Here is a 20,311-nt window from a genome sequence, read left to right on the forward strand (position 1 = left end):
TTATTAAAATTCAAATAGTTATTATTACTCAACTATTTTAACCAGTGTGCTATTGGTCATAATCACCAGATATTAGTGATTATGACCAATTCAGACACAATCATAATTAAAATAAATGATTATCTGCGTTCAAAAAGGTGAACTTAATCCCGAGAACATGACAATTCATTGATTAATAGCCCGTTATCCAACCTTGTTGGATGCACGCTGCGGCAACTTAGGTCTATAATTTCTGATAAGTAACACTCTGTAAGACAAGGAAATGTACTTTGTTACATACACTCGCTAAGCTGCTCTTCCCTTCTTTATTCACAATTTTATCGGCATGTTCATCCGTGTCATTGAACGATCCCAGTGAAAAATCCACTAGCTTCCAACTTGGGTATCAAGGTGACTCTGTGCTTGCACAGTACTTTGAAGCTTACGGGAAAGACCCAAAGTCAATCACTGGCTTTTCTCCTTTAAATCAAGGACACGATGCCCTTCTTGCTCGCACCTCTCTAATCGAGTCCGCACAAAAAAGCCTTGATCTTCAATACTATATTTACCGTGGTGACGAAACGAGTCAGCTAATAACGTGGCGCTTGTATGAAGCTGCAAAGCGTGGAGTCCGAGTAAGGCTGTTGCTTGACGATATGCAAAAGCGAAACGATGACGTGATGGCTGCCCTCAATGCACATCCTAATATCGAAATCCGCTTATTCAATCCGCATCAGTATCGCGACTCCCGCTGGTTCGCACTTGCCAGTGACTTTGAACGTCTTAATCGCCGTATGCACAATAAATCTCTGATTGCAGACAGTGTTTCTGCCATTGTCGGGGGTAGGAATATCGGCAATGAGTACTTTTCTTTTGAATCACAAGTCGAATTTGGTGATTTTGATCTACTGCTCTATGGTGAGGCGGTACAACAAACTGCAGATCAGTTCGACCTCTATTGGAATAGCGCCTATGCGATACCAATGGAATGGATAACACCGGACTCACAGCAAATTACTGACCTGGCGATTCAAAAGCAGGTCGACAAACTCCAGCTAGAGGAAAAGTTCTCAACCGGCCGTTATGACTTCACTAAACTGGATATGTACCAAGCTCTCAAACAAGGCAATCTCAAGCTCTACTGGGGAGAAGCAAAAGTATGGTTTGACTTACCCGATAAAGTTGCGACCCGAGAGAGCCAACTTATTGATAATTTAACGGAGCTGGTTAAAAGTGTTGAACATTCATTTGTTCTTATCTCCCCCTATTTCGTCCCAACCGAAGTCGGCACACAAGCATTGAGTAACGCGGCCAAGCGAGGCGTTGATATCACGATTGTGACCAATAGTCTCGCCTCTAACGACGTGTTTGCCGTGCATGGTTGGTACGCAAAATATCGAACAGACCTACTCGAAGCTGGGGTCAAGCTATGGGAAGTAAAAGCAAGCGCGAAACTCAAAAGCAAGTGGAGCCTCACGGGGAGCAGCAGAGCAAGTTTACACGCAAAAGCAATGACGATTGATGACAAAACTCTGTTTGTTGGCTCGATGAACTGGGATCCACGTTCAGCCGCTTTGAATACCGAAATGGCCGTTGTTATCGAACAGCCAGAATATGTGCAAATGTTTCTAGAACAACTGCCGAATCAATTGTCGAATAACGCCTATGCCTTAACTCTGCGCGACGGAGACATTGTCTGGACCGACATAAAAACAGGCAAAGAATATGATTCTGAACCAGAGGCCGGAGTATGGCGAAAAATGGGCGCTTGGTTCTCCGGTATATTGCCAATTGAAGATCAGCTATAACAATTGCCAATGTTTCAAAACCTCCCCGATAAAGCAAGACAAGAATGGACACTAGATTTGGGGAAACACAATAAATACAAGGAAGTTCAATGTCAGCACAATGGAACGAGTACTATCAGAAAATTTTAAACCAACCTCACCGCCCAAACGTAGAAAATGCCGTAAACCTATTGAAACTCGAGAGCAAAGTCGCTCTTGATATTGGCTGCGGAATAGGTCGAGACAGTCATTTCCTCCTCGAACAGGGGTTTAACGTTCACGCATTTGATAGCCATGAAGATGCAGTAAAAACTTGTTTAACACGCTTTGAAGGCCAGAAGCGTTTCTCAATTTCACAGTGCTGTTTTACTGAGTTTGACTACCCTCAATGCAGCCTGGTTATCGCGAATGCCAGTTTGTTCTTTTGCCCGGATGAAGGCTTTGAGCAAGTTTGGACCAAAATAGACAGTGCCTTACAACCTGGCGGTATCTTTTGCGGTGATTTCTTAGGAGTAAAAGACTCCTGGGTTGCATCAGAAATGCATCCGAACATTACCGCATTAACGAAAAAGGAAGTGGAAAGTTTATTCGAAGATTACGAACTCATTTCATTGAATGAAAGAGATGAAGACGGAACCACGGTAGTCGGAAGCCCAAAACACTGGCACATGTTTAGTGTGACCGCTCGCAAGCGCTAAAAGCGGTCTCTCAAGAAAGCAGCACTTCAAATCAGTGCTGCTATCAGCGATTAATTGACTGAATACACCACTTCAAAACGCTCCAAAACTAGCGTACGTTTCTCATGCCAATCTATGTTCAACTCATCGCATTCAGCTTTAAAAAATGCAGTATGCGCGTCACGCCACCAGTTTAAGGTTCTATCACCTTCGCCTTCTGCGTAGGCAAACTCTGCGGTTACATCCTCATATTTGCATGTACTTACGTCAGTAATTCGTATCACGCAAACTGGGTCCCCATCCCAATTCGTCACTACTTGTAAATGACCGACTTGGGGCATGCTTTCGCCATGCTCTCGATACCAAAGCTCCATACTGCAAGAGACGGTTTTCTGTCCAATTCGAACCAAATCGGCGCATACGTTGGCGTTGTATTCATCGGCACAATAATAGTCAGCACTAACTGATGGTACGGCTGCTCTTTGTTCTGGTGATAATAATTTTAGATACTGCTCTAAGTAATCCTTAGCTCGCGCGTCCATGCTCTCACTCCATTAATCATAAATTCGCAAGGAGGATAAAAGATATCACGGCAAATAACCACCAGGAACAAACTGAAAAACAACAAGAATATGACTTTTACGTAGACGACAATTATTTCTTTTGTAATAACTTTGCTAAACGTTTGTGCTATTTGCTATTGTTGCATGGTCTATCTGTACTCTTCTCGTGAAAGGACGTTATATGCGCTTATTTATTGGTATTTTTTTCTCGCTGATACTTGCCTTGCCGACAATGGCATCGGACGAAAAGTATTCAGAATCGGATCTGTTAGATAGACCATTAATGGAACGCTATATTTTAGATGAGCTAAAAGCACTGCGTCAGGACTATCAGAGCCTAGAAAAACGAATGATCACAGAGATCACCGACCGTGAGCTGACGGTTGCGGATAAATCGTTGAACTATGCCAACGTGACCGTAACCTACTTCTTCTACATCATCGCAGGTGTCGCATCGCTGATCGCCTTTGTAGGCTGGCAATCTCTGCGTGAGTTTAAACACAACACCAAAGAGATGGCGGATAAACGATTAGAAAAGATTGCCCAAGAATACGAGAAGAAATTTGTAGCACTGGAGCGAGATTTAAAACGTAAAACTCGCATTATCAGTGAAAACAATAAAGAAATTGAGAAAATCAACGAGATCCATAACTTATGGTTGCGTGCGCAAAGCTCACAAACACCAGAGCAACGTATTGAAATCTATGACGAGATCTTGCTGATTCGCCCAGGTGATTTAGAAGCGTTGACTTACAAAGCAGACGCCGCGATGGAAATCAACGAATACCACTGGGCACTGAGCATCTGTAACCGCGTACTTGAAGTCGATTACACCAATGGTCCTGCACTGTATCAACGTGCTTGTGCATACTCTCGTCTTGGCATTGAAGAGCAAGCCATTGAAGACTTGGAACGCGCTATTGAATACAGCCCATCTATTCGTGACTTGCTTGCCGAAGAGCGAGACCTCGAATTGCTGCATGGTAACGAGCGCTTTGAAAAGCTCTTACACCTAGCAAACGAATAATGGAATGAGCAGCATGAGTAGTCACTTTAACTTAGAAGACGCCAGCCAAGTGTTGGTTGGCGCTTTTGCCCTCGCCGTCCCCATCTCTTTTTCTGAAGAGGCGTGGCGACTGGGTGAAAGCTTGCCAATGGCAAACCTGCTCATGCTGTTAAGCCTTTCTGTCATTTTCCTCAGTTTTTTCGCCTATCAAAGCGTGTTCCAAAGCCACATAAAAAATCGCGTATCCATTTTTATTTTTCGTGTGGTTATCGCGTACCTCATTGCGGCCGTTGTGGTGGCGTTAGTTCTTTTCTGTCTTGATAAGCTGCCACTAATGAATGAGCCTTTGGTTGCGATAAAACGGGTCATCGTCATCACAATGCCGGCGTCAATGGGCGCGATTGTGGTGGACAGTTTCGACAAAGAATAGGAATAACACCTACTCTTCTAACGTTAAGTTAGAACCCGAGTGGTCTTTGCCTAACACATCTTCTGGGTTTCGCAGTGCGCAGGTTTCTAACGACAAACACCCGCAGCCAATGCATCCGCCCAAATCGTTTTGCAGGGCTTTGAGCTTTTGAATTTTTTGCTCCAACTGTTCATGCCAATGGCTCGCCATGACTTCCCATTGCTGTTTGTTTGGCGCTTGATGTTTCGGCAGCTCATCTAGCGCATGTTTGATTTCTTCTAACGACAACCCCACTTGCTGCGCCGCTTTAATCACCGCAACACGGCGCAAAACGCTACGGTGGTAGCGGCGCTGATTGCCTTGATTTCTCCAGCTCGAAATCAGTCCTTTTTGTTCATAAAAATGCAGGGCAGAGACCTTCACTCCGGAACGTTTTGCCACTTCTCCTACACTGATTTCCATCCTTGACTCCCTGTGTATCAATTTTGTTAAAAAAATGCTTTACCTCAAGTTTACTTGAGGTTTTAAAGTTGCACCATCTTAATTAACGCTAAACCCAGATGGTCTCGAAATAATGCGTTCGGAATGAACAAGTTTGTTGACAAACACAGCACCGTTATAAGCCAACGTTTTGAAATCCAAAGGGAACTTGAGGCAAACATAATGAAAAATAAAACTCAGCCGTACTTAGCTGGCCGCTTCTTCGACAGTATCTCATCTGGCTTGTTCATGATGGCACTGCCATGGGTCATGCTTTCCGAACCTAACATGAGTACATTCGTCGCTTTAGTTTCTCTGAGCTGCACCGCGATTTCTTTTCTGGCAACGCCTTTCTTTTCCACTTTAGTTGACCGACACTCACGCAAAGCACTCCTCGTGCTCAATCAATGGATTCAATCGGGCATGGCTTTGGTGGTGTTCATTGCTTATTGGTTGGGTTTTGAGTCCCACTGGCTGCTGGCTTTTGCGCAATTGGTGTATTGGGTTTCGAGTAACTTTGCATGGACGACCAACAACGCCTTCACCCAAGAAAATTATCAGCATCACGAATACGCAAAAATTTCGGGTCAGCAAGAAATTGTAATGCAATCCACGACCCTAGGAGCTGGTGCGTTGGGTATTGTTTTGCTAGAAATGTGGGGAATGAAAGAGTTTGCTTTGTTTGCAGCCAGCGCATCCGCTTTGGCGGCGATGTTTTATATTCTGACGCCGTATACCCAACAATTAAGGGCATCAAAATCTGTCGCTTTCATCGCACAACTCAAAGAGAGCCAACAAATATTCCGTCTCGAACCCCGCTTTTATGGCTTTATTCTGCTCTCTTGTCTCTCTTATCCTGCATTGACGTATTTGAGCAAATTGGTGCCGATTTGGTTTTCTGAACAAGGCATCTCTGGCGATTGGTTTGCAGGGTTCAACATCAGTTTTGGTCTCGGCTCGTTGCTAACTGGTTTCATTGTCACCAAAGTGCTGAGTCGCGCCTCCCATAGCCACATTATGTTTGCTTCGATGGTTATGGTATCTCTGACGTTAATCGGGATGAGTTTTTCAATGAGTCCCCTCATCATCTTGTTGTTTACGGCACTGTTTGGCGTATTTAACGCGCTGAATCGCATTGCGAGAGTCAACTGGATGCATCACACCGTAGCGGTTCATCAACGAGGTCGTGTTGATGGCGGCATCAGCATGTTTTCCACCACCATTCAATCTCTTAGTTATGTATTAATCGCGATGTTGAGTCATTACGAGCTAACACAATACGGTTTTGCAATAGCAGCTGTTGTCATGGTGTTAGCAGTGGTATTGATGGGATTACTCAGCCGAGACGTCGAGCCGTTTAACGACCTGCCCCTTCATGCAGCGGCAAAGTGAAGCATAGAAATTGAGAAGTTGAGAAATTGAAAAAGCGAGATAAGAAGATAACCAAAATCGTCTTCCTAATTTTCTACACCAGTACTTTTTTCTCTATCGCTCATCAGCAAGGTTGGGTATTCTGAGGCGACCAACATGAGCAGAAGGAATTCGCAGTGAACTTAAGACAATTGGAAGTCTTTTACGCCATTATGCAAGCAGGAACGGTGTCAGGCGCGGCTCGCTTACTGCACGTTTCCCAACCTAATGTCACTCGAGTTCTCGCCCATACAGAGCAACAACTGAGCTTCGCTTTATTTGAGCGTGTAAAGGGGCGTCTCGTTCCCACTCAAGAAGCCAAAGCCTTATTGCCAGAGGCAGAAAAAGTCTATCAACAACTCGGACAATTTCGTTCTCTGACCAACAAAGTCAAACAGGGAACTCAACATTTACGAGTCGGTGCCCCGCCTGTTTTGGCCGCACACTTGTTAGCGCCGACTGTCGCGTTGTTGTCGAAAGAACACGGCATCTCCTTTGAGCTATTAACGGCCAATCGCGATGAACTGTGCTCTGGGTTGCTGAAACATGAATTGGATGTCGCTATCGCTTTTGGTGAAGAAACACCACCAGCGCTTATGGGGCACGTGTTATTGAAAGAAAACTTAGCACTGATCGCTCCTAAAAGCGCAGCGATACCCGCAGAAAAAACCGTCATTTTAGAAGAACTCATCAGTGACGATTTATCCATTATCGGTTTAGATAGCCGAGACCCTCTGGGCTTATTGCTGCATCAAACCTTATCGGCGCGTGACGAGCATTATCAACATGCCATCACCGTGCGCAGCTACTCCGCAGCGGCTGAACTGGTGAAACACCAAGCAGGGTTCGCCATTGTAGACCCATGGACTGCAAAACAATATCGCCAAGATAATGCCGTCTCCGTGCATGCTTTGGAGCCAAACATGTCCTTCTCTGTCTCTATTTTATTCGCAGAGCACACGCCTCAATCCATTGCGACAAAGCAATTTATCACCGCCCTAAAACAACAGATGGTTTAAAGGTATAACTTGAAGTTATACCTGCCTAACAAATAAGCATTCGGTTTCCTAAATCAATCTGGCTACATTAATGAGCAATAACGATGACGAAGGGAACCATCATGCAAATTGCTCAACCTTACCTACTCTTTCTTGGCGATGTAACCGATCCACTCGCAGCAAAAACCGCGCGTGGCATATACCAATGGCGACCTGAGATTTGCCTTGGCCAAATCCGCCTGACGCCAGAAACCGTATCGCTTGGTTTAACCGACATGACACTACAACAAGCGCAGCAGCAAGGAGCAAAAACGCTGGTACTTGGCACAGCAAACCCGGGGGGAGTCATTCCCGAAGCTTGGCAAGCAACCTTACTTGAAGCGGCAGAAATGGGATTTGAAATTGCATCGGGCATGCACCAACGTTTGGCGGAATTTGCTCCTCTTGCCGATCTAGAACAACGCGGATTAACCAAACTATATGATGTTCGCCATTATGATGCCCCGCTCAAGGTCGGCAATGGCAAAGCTCGCGCAGGCAAGCGAGTACTTACTGTAGGAACAGATTGCTCCGTTGGCAAAATGTACTCCGCCCTTGCCATTGAACACGCATTAAAGCGTAAAAACTGTCGCGCAGAGTTCAAAGCAACGGGTCAAACGGGAATTCTCATCTCAGGCAGTGGCATTTCAATTGATGCCGTAGTTGCCGATTTTATCTCCGGCGCAGTAGAAGCGATCAGCCCCGACTTCACTGACCACGATTGGGACATCATCGAAGGGCAAGGTTCGTTATTTAACCCTTCGTTTGCTGGCGTAAGTTTGGGCTTACTTCACGGCGCACAAACGGACGCTCTGGTACTGTGCCATGAGATTGGTCGCCCGCACATCCGCAACTTACCACATGCGAGTTTGCCAACCATTGAACAAACGATAGAAGCGAATCTGGCCGCTGCTCGCCTCACAAATGCAAAAGCTCAATTAGTGGGTATTTGCTTAAACACTTCGGCGATCAGCGAAGAAGATGCAGCCCAGCTATGCCAGGATTGGAGCGACAAATATCGGGTGCCCGTCACCGACCCTGTGCGTTTTGGCGTTGATGCGGTTGCAGATAAGATCCTTACGATTTAGGAAACATTTACGGTTTAGAAAATAACTGCGGTTTAGGGAAAACTAGTGAGATGAAAATTCATGTAGAACCCGTCACGATTGCTATGGCGACACCATTTCGCATCTCTCGCGGCAGTCGGACAGAGTGCCACGTAGTCCGCGTGACAATTGAACATCGAGGCATGATCGCCCAAGGAGAATGCACGCCATACCCTCGTTATGGTGAATCAGTTGAATCGGTAATTAAGGCGATTTCTCACGCCGCGCATGAACTGCAAAGTTTGTACGCCAAAGGTGACGCTGATGTGATGGCTCTCAAAAGCCAGCTTCAATCATTATTGCCCGCAGGAGCGGCAAGAAATGCGTTGGATTGCGCCCTTTGGCATCTTCTTGCGCTTTTGAGCCACAAGCAACAAGTTCACGACCTCTTTACGTTACCTGAGGCGATTGTGACGGCGATGACGGTTTCTATCGATACGCCGCAAGCGATGGCAAAACAGGCGCAAGCTTACCTTAGCCAAGGCGCAAAACTGCTTAAGGTAAAACTGGATGGTGAACACGTGATTGAGCGCGTTGCAGCAGTACGTGACGCCGCGCCGCACGCACAAATTGTCTTAGATGCGAATGAAGCGTGGCGAAACCTCGACATCGCGACGGTATTTGATCAACTCGAACCGTTTAATATCACCATGATCGAGCAACCGTTGCCACAAGACTGCGACGACGTACTCGCTAGCATTCCACACCCCATTCCACTTTGCGCCGATGAAAGTTGTCACACCAGAGAGCAATTGCATCAACTGCTTGGCAAATATGAAATGGTGAACATTAAGCTAGATAAAACGGGCGGGCTCAGTGAAGCATTATTGCTGGCCGACGATGCAAAAAAACTCGGTTTTAGCCTCATGTCCGGTTGTATGTTGGGGACGTCGCTGGCGATGCGAGCTGCGTTACCCATTGCTGCTCAGGCGAGCGTTGTCGATCTTGATGGCCCGGTGTTGCTCGGACAAGATGTAACGCCGAGCTTAGTTTATCGCGACGGCGAAATCGTTCTTTCCAAATAGCCTAAACAATCCAGAGGTTTTGATCGAAAAGTCAGAACCTCTGAGTTTATGATCTCGATTAAAAAACAATCAGCCCCATCATGAAATAAGTCACATAAATTATACGGTTATTACGGCATGCTAAGATTACAGTAGTCCAAGAAGGTGGTCTTATGCATCGAGTCATCCGGAAAATGACATGGAAGACGAATAGGCGGTAATCCCGCCCTACTCCAATGCAGTGCGTGGGTTTCTCTAACAACCCACTTCCTAGCAATTCGTAGGTTTTTCACGCCATCTTGCAAGGAGGCTCTATGCCTATAAACAAAATACGCAATATCGCTTTCGTCGGCCAAACCGGGACCGGTAAAACCACGCTGATAGAAAAACTGCTCTTCACCTGCGATGCCACTCACCATTTAGGCAGCGTAGAAAAAGGCGATACCGTTACCGACTTCGACCCTCAATCCATCCAATATCAACACAGCATTGAAGCAACGCCAGTCGCACTGCGCTGGAATAAATACCGGCTCAATATCATCGACACTCCGGGACAAAACGAGTTACTTGGCCGTACGATCAGCGTCTTTCCTGCCGTTGAAACATCCGCCCTTGTCATCGACCCTCAAACCCCACTAAACCAAACTTCCGATCGCTTATTCACCTTTGCTAAAGAGCAGCAAAAATGTCAGATGATCATCATCAATAAGCTCGATAACCACGGTAGTCAGTTAGAAAGATTGATGGAGAACATCGTTGAGCATTTTGGGGACCACTGCTTGCCGATCAACTTACCTTCGGCTGACGGGGAATCTGTAGTTGACTGCTATTTCGAACCAGAATTGGGACGAGAAACCTTACTTGCAACGGTAGATGAAGCTCATGAGACCTTGATTGACCAAGTTATCGAAGTCGATGAAGAACTGATGGAACTGTATCTGGAACAAGGTTCCGAACTCACCGCAGAGCAACTGCATGATCCGTTTGAAGAAGCACTGAGAACTGGACATGTGATTCCGGTCTGTTTTGTCTCAGCACAAACCGGCGCGGGCATCGAGCTTCTGCTTCGTACCTTGGCGGAGATCATGCCCATGCCAAACGAAGGTAACCCTCCTCTATTGGAAAAGAACGGCAAAAAAATCAAAGTAAATTGCGAAACCTTAGAGCACACCGTCGCACACGTGTACAAAGTCAGCGTCGACCCATATATGGGAAAACTTGCCTACTTACGTGTGTATCAGGGTGAAATCAATGCGGGCAGCCAGCTTTATATTGGCGAAAGCAACAAGGCATTTAAAGTTGGGCACTTATATCAACTGCAGGGCAAAGATAGAACTGAGATCCCTCGCGCGCTTGCCGGCGACTTCTGCGTTTTAGCCAAAGTGGATGATCTCGAATTCGATTCAATCGTTCATGACTCTCACGAAGAAGATGGTGTTCAACTCAAAACGTTGGACCTTCCTGACTCCATGTATTCTTTGTGCTTGAAGCCTCTTAAGCGTGGAGATGAGCAAAAATTGGGAGATGTGCTGAATAAAATCGCCAGTGAAGATCCTTCGCTGCGCATCGAACATCGCGCTCGCACCAACGAAACCATCATCAGCGGCCAAGGGGAGTTTCACCTCAAAGTCGCATTAGAAAAGATGGCGAACGTGTACAAGCTGGACGTCGAAACCTGCCAACCAAGCGTCGAATACTTTGAAACCATCACCAAACCTGCCGAAGGGCATTATCGACACAAAAAACAAAGTGGCGGTGCAGGCCAGTTTGGTGAAGTGCAATTGAAGGTTCGCCCACTCGAGCGTGGCGCCGGATTTAAGTTCATCAACAAAGTGGTGGGTGGCGCCATCCCAACCGCGCTCATTCCTGCTGTTGAAAAAGGTATTTTGCAAGCACTCGAAGAAGGGGCGATTTCTGGCAACCCAATTAAGGATGTGGAAGTCACCGTTTATGACGGTAAATATCACTCCGTCGATTCGAAAGAAATTGCGTTTGTCATCGCAGGTAAGAAAGCCTTTTTAGATGCGATCAACAACGCAGATCCTATTGTGTTAGAGCCCATTGTCCAAATGGAGTTACACGTCCCAACCACAAACGTCGGTGACGTGTCTGGGGATTTGTCAGGTAATCGAGGATTAATAGAAGGCACCGAACCGATTGATAGCCAATTCACGTTGTTGAAAGCCAAATCGCCAGTAAACGAGTTGCAAGATTACGCTCGTCGATTGCGAGCTATCACGGGTGGTGAAGGCAGTTTTAGTATGACTTTAAGCCATTACGAGCCCGCGCCACCAGCAGTGCAAAAACAAGTCTGCCAAGGCAGTGCTCAACAAGGTTAATTCCCTAAGATTCAAATCAATCAAATAAAAAAGCGCCCTCAAAATGAGGGCGCTTTTAGGTAAATTAAAATTTATTTATCGAGAGACAAACCGATCTGACTGATTTTATTTTCAAACTCTTCGATGCTGTTCGCTTTGTAAGTCGGAGCACCGTTAAAGTAGCGCGGTTTCTCTGGCAGCATCGCATTTTTCAGCTCTTGTTCTTGATCGACATTGTCATGATAAACCGTTACACGATTTGGAATATCCTGCTTTATTACAGCCATATTGGTTCTCCTTGTTTAAATCGAATATTAAGCGTAGAACGTGGTTAGCGATGCGTAAAAGCCTCTGTGTAAAATTTAGACACTAGCGACAATTTTATACTCAAACCATTGCATTATTTTGTTTCAATGTTCTCTTTAAGTATTCTTGGCGCACACACCTTTCGCGTTTAAGGTAAGTGAAGATTCCACCATCAAAAGACAGGATGTCTCATGTCAAAGCAAGAGCTTAACCAGATGGGCAGTGCCAAAGTTTATCTGGTAGAAAAACACGGCATTTCATTCATTGAAAAGCAGCAGGTAGAACAGGTTGAGGTCGCTTTTTATCAACACCAGGCTAAACCATTCAATGAACTTGGCATTCTTGTACCTGAGCTCATTGATTACGATCACCAACAAAATACGTTACGAATCGAGTATATCCCGCACTCTGTCAATCAAGAATTCCTGCTTGAAGAGCCGCGCGTGATAGAACAACTAGCTAAAATACATAGACTACCTCCGACATCAGACGGTGTTTATCATCCTCATCAGTGGACACAACCAGCCACTTCCCAAGCTTTAAGCACGCTCAAACTAGACGCAAAAACAGAGCGGTTCTTTTATCAGCTACAAGAGCAATCCGGCCCGCTTTTCAACGCCAAAAATTTGATCTCTGGAGACACCAATGCCGGGAACTGGGGGCGACGAGATAATGGCGATTTGGTGCTGTTCGACTGGGAACGTTTTTCGACAGGGCATATCGCGATAGATTTAGCGCCACTAGTCAAGGGCATGGGCACATTCGAAGATTATCTTGGTGTGGCACATACCTATACCAAGACTGCAAATCAAGGCGATGCGAGTAATTTAGCAAGAACGATTGCAATAGCTAAAACGTGGATGGTGGTAGAAGTGGTGAACATACTGGTCTCGAGACAGAACCCGCAGACCAGTAAATACATTGACTGGTTTAAACAAACCTTACCGAAATGGGCAAAAGATCTTAGCGCTCAGATGACGAATTAGGTTCGGATATTTGATACAAACGTCTTTCAGGCTCTGCACAAGAGGTTTCACAATTGCACACCTTATCAACACCGACATTATTCAATCCGCCACAACTCCCTTGAATACGCTTGTTGTGGAAAATGACGCCAAGCGACATCAACAAAATGATTGCGAGAAAACCAAGAAAGGTAAATAACCAAACCATATTAACCTGCCTTATTAGCCATCGTCTTTAGCCTAAGTATAGCAGGGCGAGATGTCACTTTAAGTAGCCCTGCTGGTGCTTTCGGTCTTGCCAGCAAGGAGGGTTTGGATTTTTTGCCACCACAACCACAGGAACCGCAACCGCCTTTTGGCTTGTGAGCATTTTTCTTATGATTGTTTGAGGGACGACCTTGAGACGGCTCAATGAGAGGCTCTCTTGGAACCGCAAGTACATCTTCCAATGAGCTACGGGTAGAAAGCCTGAATACTTGCGTGCCACTACGAAGTAATTTGGCTAATGCGCGTTCACCGATATTTCGTACAAGTACAGCATCCACATTATACTCTTGCAGAGACTGAATTAACTGAGACTTCGCATTGCAACCTGCTTGTGGCATCGAAGCAATGTTCGCTAAGTTTTTTAGCATGCCGTCAGTATCAGAATAAATAGCAATATATGGTGCTTTAACAAAGTGGTTTGCCACCCGCTCACCATCATTAGGAATAGCATAAATCATAAGTTTGACTCCTCATCCGGAAAAACTAATGCATGACCTTCAACTAAACTTTTTGCGACTTTCAATCTTGCACTTTTTACTGTGTTACCAAAAGTTTGTCTAGAGACGCCCATCTGATCAGCAGCTTGCTGCTGGCTAAGCCCCTCTAAATCGGCCAAACGCAGTGCTTCTAGCTCTTCTGGTAATATGGCGACTTGCTCCAACTGATGAAATGGCACGCCATTAGGTTTGAAACAATGGTGTGCAGCACGTCCGCATATTCGTCTTTCTATCTTTGGTCTTGCCATCATTATCCCTCGAAAACACAGGGTCAAATTACGCCTTAAACTGGCATATGCCAATAACATTTTTAGCATATGCCAATAAACTAAGTTTGCAAAAATCGACACGATAAATACGTAAGACATCAGGATTAATTAGACATCTAAGAATTGACAAACTTTGGTGACAAACGAGCAAAAAGATCAATTCTAATTATCTAGATAATAAAAACGTTAGTTTGCGCAGACTTTTCATACAAATACGCGCTAATGTATTCATTTTATTGGAGAAGAAAAACTATAATCCGATCAAATCATTCATTTGAACACTAATGATTATTTTATTAAAAGAGTGTCTCCCTAAGTAACTATAAAGTGCAGGTCGACTGCATTGAAATGAGCCTAAAGGGTAAAACAATAGATGGAGGACCTATCGAACCACCAATCATTACTTGGTCTACGATCCCAGCCATTCTTGCTGAATCACGTCTCTTGAGGCCACCTAGATATATCAGAAAAGGAAGTAAATATGTCTGACTCGAATTGGCTCAGCGAATTCCCAGAAATGGATCGCTCTGATCTTAGAGCGATTCGCAAAACACTCGATGGCGCCTACCGAGATTTCTCTCGTGAATATGGTGAACTTATCGAGTCTCTCTTTGATCCGCTCCTTTCATTTCTTGTCTGGTTTGAAAAACTGCTTATTTCAACACCTTGGGTCGTTGTTTTAGGCGTCTGCACCGCCCTCGTTTATGCCGCTAGTCGCTCTTGGAAACTGGCTATCGCATGTTTTGGCTCACTTATCCTGATTGGCTACTTCGGCATGTGGGAAGACACAATGCGCACGCTCAGTATTATCACGGTGTGTACCATGCTGGCAATCACACTCGGGATCCCTATCGGCATAGCCATGGCGCGCTCTAATCGTATTCAGTCAGTTGTGACACCATTACTCGACGTCATGCAGACCATGCCGGCATTTGTGTACCTCATCCCAGTTGTGATGTTACTCGGGATCGGGAAAATTCCTGGCCTCATCGCAGTAGTGATCTACGCGATTCCACCTGTTATTCGTTTAACTAATTTGGGGATTCGTTTGGTAGATAAAGAAGTGTTGGAAGCCGCAACCGCATTTGGTGCCAGCAGTAAACAGCGGCTTTTTGGGGTCCAACTTCCGCTCGCAATGCCAACCATCATGGCGGGAATCAACCAAACGATCATGATGGCACTGTCGATGGTCGTCATCGCATCGATGATTGGGGTAAAAGGTTTGGGCCAGCCCGTTCTTAAGTCGATTACCAATCAATATTTCACTCTTGGTCTTTTAAATGGTCTAGCCATTGTCGCTCTAGCGATTCTTTTCGACCGCGCTTCACAAGCGTATGCGAAACGCACTCAAGCCCATCTGGGAGATTTAAAGCATGACTAGCCCACTTATCGAAATCAGCGGTCTGTATAAAATCTTCGGACCCAAACCCGACAGCGTGATTGAGCGCGTCAAGTTGGGACATAGTAAAGAACACGTGTTAGCGGAAACGGGCCACACGGTCGGGCTAAAAGACATCAACCTCCAAATTAAAAAGGGCGAGATTTTCGTCATTATGGGTTTATCCGGTTCAGGAAAGTCCACCATGATTCGCCACTTCAATCGCCTAATCGATCCAACCATGGGAAAGATTTTGGTGGAAGGGGTAGATGTCATGCAGCTTTCTAACAAGGAGTTAGAGCAGTTTCGTCGTCATAAGATGTCGATGGTGTTTCAACGTTTTGGCTTATTGCCTCATCGCACTGTTATCGACAACATCGCTTACGGTTTGGAAATTCAAGGAATAAGTAAAGAAGCGCGCTTATCAAAAGCAAACGAATGGTTGGATACCGTTGGATTAACGGGTTATGAGAACCAATATCCCGCTCAGCTATCAGGTGGTCAGCAGCAACGCGTAGGCCTCGCGCGAGCATTGGCAACCAATGCCGAAATACTGTTAATGGACGAGGCATTTTCAGCGCTGGACCCACTGATTCGGAGCGAAATGCAGGATCAGTTAATAGAACTGCAACAGCAGTTACACAAAACGATTGTTTTTATTACTCACGACTTAGATGAAGCATTGCGCCTTGGCGATCGCATTGCGATCCTTAAAGACGGTGAGCTTGTCCAACAAGGTTCACCAGACGAAATATTGCTGCATCCTGCCGATGAGTACGTTGAAGCCTTTGTAAAAGACGTCAATAGAGCGCGAGCATTGACGGTTGAGACTGTGATGCAGCCACCTTCATATCGCATTGCCGCTAAAACCATTGAAGAAGCGCTCAGTGAGATGAAACGTGTAAAACGTGATTATGCTTATCATGTGACCGATTCAGGCTATCAAGGCGTGATAACGCAACAAGGGTTACTAGACGCGACGAAGTTAGCTCACCCCCCAAGCTGGGATGATGATATCTATGAAGAAGTGCCTATCATCTCTCCCCATTCAGCCATTGAGCAAATATTGACTGAAACCATGTCGTGCGAATACTCACTGCCCGTTGTCGATGAGCATGGCCATTTGAAAGGTGAATTAGAGCGTCGTACTGTTGCTGGTTTATTCGCTGATGAAGACAGCACAAAACGAAGCACCTCACGTTCAAACATCGATAAGGCCTCTTAACTGATTTAATAAAACAGCTCACGGCAATGTGGGCTGTTTTCACTATCTCTGCCCCCCTCTAGATATTTATTTGTAGACTCAAGCTTGATATCCCAATCAACATTTACATTGTTCTGATTTTCCTGACAATTTCATGCTCATATTCGGTTTTATTGACATAGATAGATCATTCTATTGCTTTTTGATGACGCAAATACCTGATAAATGTCTACTATTACTCTCATACAAAATCTTGATTTAAAGAGGGATAAAATGAAAAAAACAATGTTGGCACTAACAGGCGTGGTAATCATTCTTGCAGGCTGTCAAGATGAGAAACCTGCCGAAACAAGCGCAGTTGAAGTACCTCAAGCGACGGAAACTGAAGTCACTACTAGCGCAGAAGTTACTACAGAGACAATTGACACGCTGCCAGTAGCAGAAGAACAAGTCATCACTGAAGAAACATTTGTAGACTCTGAGCATAACGCACAAAATGCCCTGGACTGGAACGGCACATATAAAGGTACGCTTCCATGTGCGGATTGTTCAGGTATCGACATGACCATCACACTAAATCAAGATGGCACTTATGTACTTGAAGAAAGCTACCAAGACAAAGAAGACGGTCAGTCAAAGTCTGAAGGCCAATTCACTTGGGATGCAAACGGCAGCATCGTAACGTTGACAAACGAAGATGCGCCAAACCAATACTTTGTTGGTGAAAATGTACTTATGAAGCTAGACATGAATGGCGAAAAAGTAACAGGTGACCTAGCACCGTTATACAATTTAACGAAACAACAATAAGTTCGTATCGATACCTGATAAATAATCTAAATCCGAGCTACCCCAGCTCGGATTTTTCTTTCCATCGACGGCGGTTGTCTTTCTTATCTTCCTTCTATGATCTTACATTCCGCTTCTTATCCTGATGGTTCATTACATTTCCATACGCTTTGCTGATAGAGGCTTACAACTTCATTTTGTACAGTGTTCAAAACAAATCAGAACAACTCGGAAAAACGATGAAAAAGACATTAATTGCACTACTAACTCTGACTGCTGCTGCTTCAGCGGTTGCTGGTGATACTTATATTCGTAACGGTAACATCTACAACAATGAAGGTGGCTGGAACGCGGAAGTCGGAGTGGCTCATGGCAGCGATCTTTTCAAAGATCAAAAATACAATACAGCTCCAATTCTAAATGGCGGTTACCATGGTGACGACTTTAACGCCGATCTAAGTGGCATTAACTACCGCTTCTTCGGTAACACCAATGAATTAATCAACATGAGTGCTTACCTTGTTGGCAGTGGTGTCATGCGTGACGGTGATATTGCAAAGAGCCTGAAAGGCACGGATAAACGTCGCTTTGCTGTCGATTTAGGTTTGAACACTGACTTTACGTTAGATCAACACAATGTGATTTCAACATACCTTCAACATGATATCAGTGGTGCTTACAAAGGTTACTTAGCGGGCGCGACTTACTTCCACATTATGAACTTCGGTAGTGTTGATTTTGTTCCTTTTGCTAACCTAACTTATCAAAGTGAAGACTACGTAGATTACTACTTTGGCGTAAAACAACGCGAAGCAAATGCAAACCGCAAAGCGTACAAAGGTGATTCAACAGTAAGCTATGGTTTAGGCTACAAGCTAGTCATGCCAATCAACGATAACTGGCAAGTGAGCCAAATGACACAATACACTCGCCTAGGCAGCGGTATCAGCGATTCCTCGATTGTTGATAGTGCAAATCAATGGGTTGTTGGTGCGAGTGTGTCGTACAACTTCTAACTCTACATTCCACATAAAGCCATCATTGCGATGGCTTTATGTATTCATACTCTATGCTCACCGTATCGAAATATGCTAGTTAGAGTGAGCGATCCAGAGACGATGCAAATCGCTATAACCCGTATTTTTCACCTGAACACCGCGCACTTGCTGTGTTTTTGTCACCTCTTCATAGCCAACAAATAAAGGCAAATAAAGATACTGCTCTCGTAACGCTTTTTCTACACCTAAAAGAGATTGTAAAGATTGAGCATTTGTCATGGCTTCGCGAAGGTTTTCTCGATGGATCAACATCTGGCTTTGATCAAAACTAAAACGCAAACCTGTTGCTATCGATAGCCATTCAAATACGCCATACTCAAACGGCGCTTCCATGACTTCTTCAATTAGGAGCAAGTCCGCTCGATGTGATACGACTTCAGGAAAACTAATGTCATCAATAATGACGATCTCTAGCTCTAATCCCGTCGCCCGAATCACTCGGTGCAACCACTCAGAGTGACGAATTAAACTTGGTATCGTCCAGATTGGCTCGGCTAGCGCTACTTTACCTTGTAGCTTAGGCGTCACAACAGCCTCTGCTATTAGTAAATCTTGCTCTTGAGTCGCTAACTGAATGCTGTCAACGGCACTTTGCGCCTCATAGATTCTCTTTTGCGCATTGATGTAATCGGCGAGTTGATGCCAATCTTCTTTTGCGAGATTAGAGTCCGCGCGCTGCCGATAGGTCAAATATGAAAATGCGCTGATTTTTTCCACTTCAACGTGATCAGAGGTTTGGTTAAAACTCAACATATTCAGGGTCTTAACATCACCATGAGACAGCGTAATTTGGTCCAACAACGCGCGTGCTGAAAAATATTCTTTGTGTGCTTGAAGAAGCATACTCTCTTGGTTCCAACCACTGATTTTAAATGGTCCGGTGCCTATGTGGTAAGAATAACCAGAACCGAAAGAAACAACATCTCGACAAAGAATAGAAGCGTGAGGAGTGGCTAGCATGTATGGAAAAAACATGTTCGGATGTTTCAATGTGATTTTTAAGCAGCTCGATGTTTCGGCAATCACACTGTCAATACACTGCCAGAGCTCGTGTACTGGTCCTTTTATTTCCTTAAGTCTTTCGATGCTCCAAACAACATCTTGTATGCTGAGAAGTTCGCCATCGTGACGATATATTCCAGGCCTCAACCATAACGTCATCACATTGCCTTCCATTTTCCACTCATGTGCTAGCGAAGGCTCAATGCCACCATTGGAATTTTGAGTCAGCAAAACATCATAAACACTTTTCGCCACATGCAGTTCAGTATGACGATAAGTGTTCGCAGGATCGACCTTAGACACCCAAGGATAAGAGGAGATCAAAATAGCGTTATTTGACTCATTCAACTGGTTCACTTTTTCAGAGGCAATCGTCAGCGCCCTGACAGCACTTTGACCGAACCAATCGATAAGTTTTGTTATCGAGTTCATTCTTCCCCGACCAAGCTCCTCAACCAAAAATTCGGTCATCGCTTGTTGAAGGGAAATAGTAATATTCAGACGGCTGGCGTTACTTCTGCCAATTGCAGGTTTCCAATCTACCCAACCGTAAGAGGCAAGCTTTTTCATCACAATAGAAACATTGCGCCTTGACGTACAAATTACCACTTCAAGCTCCGACAGCGTAACGAAGTGATATTGATGAGGTTCAAAGTGCTTTAACAGTAGATCCAGATACCTAAGATTGACATCGTTCACAAAGATTCCTAAGAGTTATTCCAAAGCAAAAAAATAGCACAGGACGCTTAGCAACTAAACTTCCTGTGCTATATCTAAACATATTCAAAACTTGGACTCAG

General features: G+C 44.9%; 21 protein-coding genes. 14 read left to right on the plus strand and 7 right to left on the minus strand.

The annotated features are described in order from the left end of the window. The first annotated feature begins 269 nt into the window (after positions 1-269). Positions 270-1,787, plus strand: coding sequence for a phospholipase D family protein (locus tag J8Z23_RS19750; RefSeq protein ID WP_046873810.1), 1,518 nt, complete (start codon positions 270-272; stop codon positions 1,785-1,787). Positions 1,788-1,876: 89 nt separating this feature from the next. Continuing rightward, entirely contained in the window at positions 1,877-2,464 is a 588-nt protein-coding gene (locus J8Z23_RS19755) for a class I SAM-dependent methyltransferase (protein ID WP_434635804.1), read from the plus strand. A 50-nt stretch (positions 2,465-2,514) separates the two neighbouring features. On the opposite strand, the gene J8Z23_RS19760 is transcribed toward J8Z23_RS19755, so the two are convergent. After that, positions 2,515-2,985, minus strand: a complete 471-nt coding sequence (locus J8Z23_RS19760) for an ASCH domain-containing protein (RefSeq protein ID WP_434635805.1) — start codon at positions 2,983-2,985, stop codon at positions 2,515-2,517. A 202-nt stretch (positions 2,986-3,187) separates the two neighbouring features. Between J8Z23_RS19760 and J8Z23_RS19765 the strand changes: the two genes are divergently transcribed. Then, positions 3,188-4,033: a tetratricopeptide repeat protein gene (locus J8Z23_RS19765; RefSeq protein WP_005392681.1), complete on the plus strand. Its 846-nt coding sequence runs from the start codon at positions 3,188-3,190 to the stop codon at positions 4,031-4,033. A 13-nt stretch (positions 4,034-4,046) separates the two neighbouring features. Then, positions 4,047-4,442 (plus strand): DUF2391 family protein, encoded by a 396-nt coding sequence (locus tag J8Z23_RS19770; RefSeq protein WP_005373896.1) that lies wholly within the window; start codon positions 4,047-4,049, stop codon positions 4,440-4,442. Between the two features lie 9 nt (positions 4,443-4,451). On the opposite strand, the gene soxR is transcribed toward J8Z23_RS19770, so the two are convergent. Next, complete coding sequence (gene soxR, locus J8Z23_RS19775) at positions 4,452-4,883, minus strand: redox-sensitive transcriptional activator SoxR (protein WP_005392679.1); 432 nt, start codon at positions 4,881-4,883, stop codon at positions 4,452-4,454. Between the two features lie 201 nt (positions 4,884-5,084). Between soxR and J8Z23_RS19780 the strand changes: the two genes are divergently transcribed. The 5 genes from J8Z23_RS19780 (at position 5,085) to fusA (ending at position 11,797) form a co-directional block, all read left to right on the plus strand. Beyond that, on the plus strand, positions 5,085-6,293 hold the full coding sequence (locus J8Z23_RS19780) for an MFS transporter (RefSeq protein ID WP_434635806.1): 1,209 nt from the start codon (positions 5,085-5,087) through the stop codon (positions 6,291-6,293). Between the two features lie 155 nt (positions 6,294-6,448). Continuing rightward, positions 6,449-7,330: a LysR family transcriptional regulator gene (locus J8Z23_RS19785; RefSeq protein ID WP_434635807.1), complete on the plus strand. Its 882-nt coding sequence runs from the start codon at positions 6,449-6,451 to the stop codon at positions 7,328-7,330. 101 nt (positions 7,331-7,431) lie between these two features. After that, positions 7,432-8,436, plus strand: coding sequence for an N-acetyltransferase DgcN (dgcN, locus tag J8Z23_RS19790; RefSeq protein WP_434635809.1), 1,005 nt, complete (start codon positions 7,432-7,434; stop codon positions 8,434-8,436). A 50-nt stretch (positions 8,437-8,486) separates the two neighbouring features. After that, a complete protein-coding gene (gene dgcA, locus J8Z23_RS19795) occupies positions 8,487-9,479 on the plus strand; it encodes an N-acetyl-D-Glu racemase DgcA (protein ID WP_434635810.1) in 993 nt (330 codons plus the stop codon). A 293-nt stretch (positions 9,480-9,772) separates the two neighbouring features. Further along, positions 9,773-11,797: an elongation factor G gene (gene fusA / locus J8Z23_RS19800; protein WP_434635811.1), complete on the plus strand. Its 2,025-nt coding sequence runs from the start codon at positions 9,773-9,775 to the stop codon at positions 11,795-11,797. A 71-nt stretch (positions 11,798-11,868) separates the two neighbouring features. On the opposite strand, the gene J8Z23_RS19805 is transcribed toward fusA, so the two are convergent. After that, a complete protein-coding gene (locus J8Z23_RS19805) occupies positions 11,869-12,063 on the minus strand; it encodes a hypothetical protein (RefSeq protein ID WP_005392673.1) in 195 nt (64 codons plus the stop codon). Between the two features lie 210 nt (positions 12,064-12,273). Between J8Z23_RS19805 and J8Z23_RS19810 the strand changes: the two genes are divergently transcribed. Then, positions 12,274-13,068 (plus strand): phosphotransferase, encoded by a 795-nt coding sequence (locus J8Z23_RS19810; RefSeq protein WP_434635812.1) that lies wholly within the window; start codon positions 12,274-12,276, stop codon positions 13,066-13,068. On the opposite strand, the gene nqrM is transcribed toward J8Z23_RS19810, so the two are convergent. The 3 genes from nqrM to J8Z23_RS19825 are packed head-to-tail and all read right to left on the minus strand — an operon-like array spanning position 13,046 to position 14,059. Next, the gene (gene nqrM / locus J8Z23_RS19815) at positions 13,046-13,255 is read right to left on the minus strand and encodes a (Na+)-NQR maturation NqrM (protein WP_005392671.1); all 210 of its coding nucleotides are present in this window, start codon (positions 13,253-13,255) and stop codon (positions 13,046-13,048) included. The genes J8Z23_RS19810 and nqrM overlap by 23 nt on opposite strands. A 1-nt stretch (position 13,256) precedes the next feature. Then, positions 13,257-13,772 carry a NifB/NifX family molybdenum-iron cluster-binding protein gene (locus J8Z23_RS19820; protein WP_048624742.1) on the minus strand — a complete coding sequence of 172 codons (516 nt, stop codon included), beginning with the start codon at positions 13,770-13,772 and terminating at the stop codon, positions 13,257-13,259. Further along, positions 13,769-14,059 carry a DUF134 domain-containing protein gene (locus tag J8Z23_RS19825; RefSeq protein ID WP_048625148.1) on the minus strand — a complete coding sequence of 97 codons (291 nt, stop codon included), beginning with the start codon at positions 14,057-14,059 and terminating at the stop codon, positions 13,769-13,771. The genes J8Z23_RS19820 and J8Z23_RS19825 overlap by 4 nt, the downstream gene beginning before the upstream one ends. A gap of 502 nt (positions 14,060-14,561) precedes the next feature. Here J8Z23_RS19825 and J8Z23_RS19830 point away from each other — a divergent pair. The 4 genes from J8Z23_RS19830 to ompV all read left to right on the plus strand — a co-directional run bounded on the left by J8Z23_RS19830 (position 14,562) and on the right by ompV (position 18,467). Then, complete coding sequence (locus J8Z23_RS19830; protein ID WP_046873819.1) at positions 14,562-15,461, plus strand: ABC transporter permease; 900 nt, start codon at positions 14,562-14,564, stop codon at positions 15,459-15,461. Then, entirely contained in the window at positions 15,454-16,683 is a 1,230-nt protein-coding gene (locus J8Z23_RS19835) for a quaternary amine ABC transporter ATP-binding protein (protein WP_434635814.1), read from the plus strand. The genes J8Z23_RS19830 and J8Z23_RS19835 overlap by 8 nt, the downstream gene beginning before the upstream one ends. Before the next feature lie 252 nt (positions 16,684-16,935). Continuing rightward, positions 16,936-17,472 (plus strand): copper resistance protein NlpE, encoded by a 537-nt coding sequence (locus tag J8Z23_RS19840; RefSeq protein WP_434635815.1) that lies wholly within the window; start codon positions 16,936-16,938, stop codon positions 17,470-17,472. 218 nt (positions 17,473-17,690) lie between these two features. Further along, entirely contained in the window at positions 17,691-18,467 is a 777-nt protein-coding gene (gene ompV, locus J8Z23_RS19845) for an outer membrane protein OmpV (RefSeq protein ID WP_012842379.1), read from the plus strand. A 75-nt stretch (positions 18,468-18,542) separates the two neighbouring features. Here the strand turns inward: ompV and J8Z23_RS19850 are convergent, their stop codons facing one another. Beyond that, complete coding sequence (locus tag J8Z23_RS19850) at positions 18,543-20,210, minus strand: ABC transporter substrate-binding protein (RefSeq protein WP_269043139.1); 1,668 nt, start codon at positions 20,208-20,210, stop codon at positions 18,543-18,545. Positions 20,211-20,311: the final 101 nt, after the last annotated feature.

The sequence above is a fragment of the Vibrio sp. SCSIO 43086 genome (genome assembly GCF_051132235.1).
Lineage (GTDB): Bacteria > Pseudomonadota > Gammaproteobacteria > Enterobacterales > Vibrionaceae > Vibrio > Vibrio diabolicus.